Origin of the sequence: Endozoicomonas sp. YOMI1 (genome assembly GCF_024606345.1) — a bacterium.
In the GTDB taxonomy this organism is placed as follows: domain Bacteria; phylum Pseudomonadota; class Gammaproteobacteria; order Pseudomonadales; family Endozoicomonadaceae; genus Endozoicomonas.
This window is the reverse complement of the sequence record NZ_JAHHPM010000148.1, coordinates 1-2,381: the sequence shown is the minus strand read 5'-3', so window position 1 is coordinate 2,381 and position 2,381 is coordinate 1. Positions and strand designations below refer to the sequence as shown.

The following is a 2,381-nucleotide window of genomic DNA, read 5'->3' as shown; positions in this document are numbered from 1 at the left end:
GCACTCCGTTCGTCGTGAGTGCTGAGCTTGTCGAAGCATCGAAGGGCGCAAACTCCGGGCCATGATAGATCGTGCCAACACCCTTCGACTCCGCTCAGGATGAACGGAGTTGGTACACGTCAATCTCCTTGAAATGATGTAGTAGTGCATAACAGTACATTAGAAAGTGCACAAAAAATGTCGGCGCACTCCTTTGTTCGTTTATGCAGTGACGTAAAAGTTCCCGGGTTATGTTTTTTTTTAGTGGACGCGATGCCTACGTTAAAAGTGTCGTGTTATCTTTATACTTGAATGGTGGTAAAACTCAGGCTCTTCAGGGATAACTGTGGGTAGAAATCAACAAATTTGAAGAAAAAAGCACCAGCGGCTGATTTCAGGTATGTTTTTATTTGCAGACAAAAACAAGAAGAAACGCCGCTGATGCTGATAAAAACTATCCTCAATAAAGTTCATAAACTCAAGTCATTTGTTTATCAGGATGTAAAACTCGGTCTCTATCAAGGCTCTGAAGTATTCAATGTAATCGTGGTCCCACGCAAGAACGGCCATGCTATTTGCTCAGGATGTCAGCAACCAGCTCCGGGCTATGACCGTCTTGCTAAACGTCGTTTCGAGTTTGTCCCTCTCTGGGGAATCAGGGTTTTTCTGCTCTACAAAATGCGTAAGGTTGAATGCAAGACATGTGGCGTAAAGGTTGAACAGGTTCCATGGGCTGAAGGCAAGAAGGAACTCACCAAAGTTTACATGCAGTTTCTGGCAAACTGGGCTAGAAAGCTTTCCTGGAAGGAGGTGGCCCGTACTTTCAATACCTCGTGGGAGAAGGTCTTCCATGCTGTTGAGTATGTGGTTGAGTGGGGCAAGAAGCATCGTTCACTTGATAATATCAAGGCCATTGATGAAGTCAGGGCCACGGAACACAAACAGCTTCAGGCAGATGGTTATGAACCGGTGCTGAAAAAAACACGCTGGTGTCTGCTCAAGCGAAAAGAGAACCTGACCGAGAAAGAAGAGATCAAGCTGAACACAGTGCTTCAGTACAACCTGAAAAGTGTCAGAGCCTATCTTCTCAGAGAAGAGTTCCAAGTGTTCTGGGACTACATTTCACCACACTGGGCAGGAAAATACCTGGACCGGTGGTGTACAAGAGTGATTCGATCAAAGATAGAACCGATGAAGAAAGTTGCTAAGACTGTTCGACGACACAAGCCACTTATCCTGAACTGGTTCAAGGCGAAAAAGGCGTATTCCAGCGGTATCGTTGAGAGTCTGAGCACCAAGATAAAACTCACTACGAGAAAATCATACGGTTTCAGAACCTACAGATGTGCGGAAATCGCGTTATATCATGCGCTTGGCAAGTTACCGGAACCGGAAATGACCCACAGATTCGGCCTATATTCATGGTCAATGCTGGCGATGGCTAATTATATCCACCAAGGATAGTTCAGCAGTTCGGAATTCGAAAAGAGCCTTATTGGTTCACTAGCCGACGACCGTATGAATACCGATGATGGAATTTCGGCGGTGCCAGGGGGAAACGACCCATAAGCAGTTTGAATTTCTCCCATGTGATTCGGCTCTTCTGCGAACGCCGCCCCTGTTATTCCGAAGTATGCGTAGTGCCCCCGAAGCTTCCAGTTGAGCGCTATATATTGTTCACCCAATGACTTATGCCGGAATTTTCGACAATATTGGTTGAACGACTTCAGAGTTCTGGCAATTCGCCCTTTTGTTGTTTTCTGGTAGACAACAGTATCCCCTTTCCGTGAAGCTCCCCAGAAGTGGGTAAACCCAAGGAAATCAAAGCTAACCGGATTGCCAATGCGCATGTTTTCTTTCCGGCAATGAGGCCGAAAGTCAACACATCGTTTTTCTCCGGGTGCAATGCAAGCCCGAAACTCACCCAGCGTCATCAGCTCTTCCTCCCCTTCAGCCTTTTCTTTTTTTCCCAGTACGAGTTCGCTGTATATTTCACGGGCTCTTCTTTGAGCTTGCTCGGGGTGAATGTGCATGATGCCATCTCGATCGACAAAGTAGCCGATGGTGATGGTCCTCACGCGACCATTAGCACGTTTTTGCACTTGGAAAGACTTTGCACCGGAAGGAAGCACTTTCAACCGCAAACCAGCGCCAAGCTCACCCCTGACATAATAAGGTCTACTGGAAGGCTTTAGTCCCAACAACTTGCTTTTGCTAAAACGCATAATCAGCTTAGCCATGACAAGATCCTCCTTGATCGGTTGTTATGACAGGGCGATTTTGGGGATTTTTCGGGGAGAGGCAATGAACGAGACTCGATATCCAGAAAGAACGATAATGATCAAGCTTCATCAATCTTTTAGGGCTTGTTGCAGTTAACGAAAACCTATCTATAGTTACTC

The 2,381-nt window shown here is 46.3% G+C and carries 2 protein-coding genes; one reads left to right on the top strand and one right to left on the bottom strand.

Annotated elements, in window-relative coordinates:
• Nucleotides 1-420 precede the first annotated feature (420 nt).
• Entirely contained in the window at nt 421-1,443 is a 1,023-nt protein-coding gene (locus KDK15_RS05190; RefSeq protein ID WP_257294303.1) for a transposase, read from the top strand.
• Here KDK15_RS05190 and KDK15_RS05185 read toward each other — a convergent pair.
• A complete protein-coding gene (locus tag KDK15_RS05185) occupies nt 1,425-2,219 on the bottom strand; it encodes an Arm DNA-binding domain-containing protein (protein ID WP_257294302.1) in 795 nt (264 codons plus the stop codon). The two genes, KDK15_RS05190 and KDK15_RS05185, sit on opposite strands and share 19 nt — an antisense overlap.
• Between the last annotated feature and the right edge of the window lie 162 nt (nt 2,220-2,381).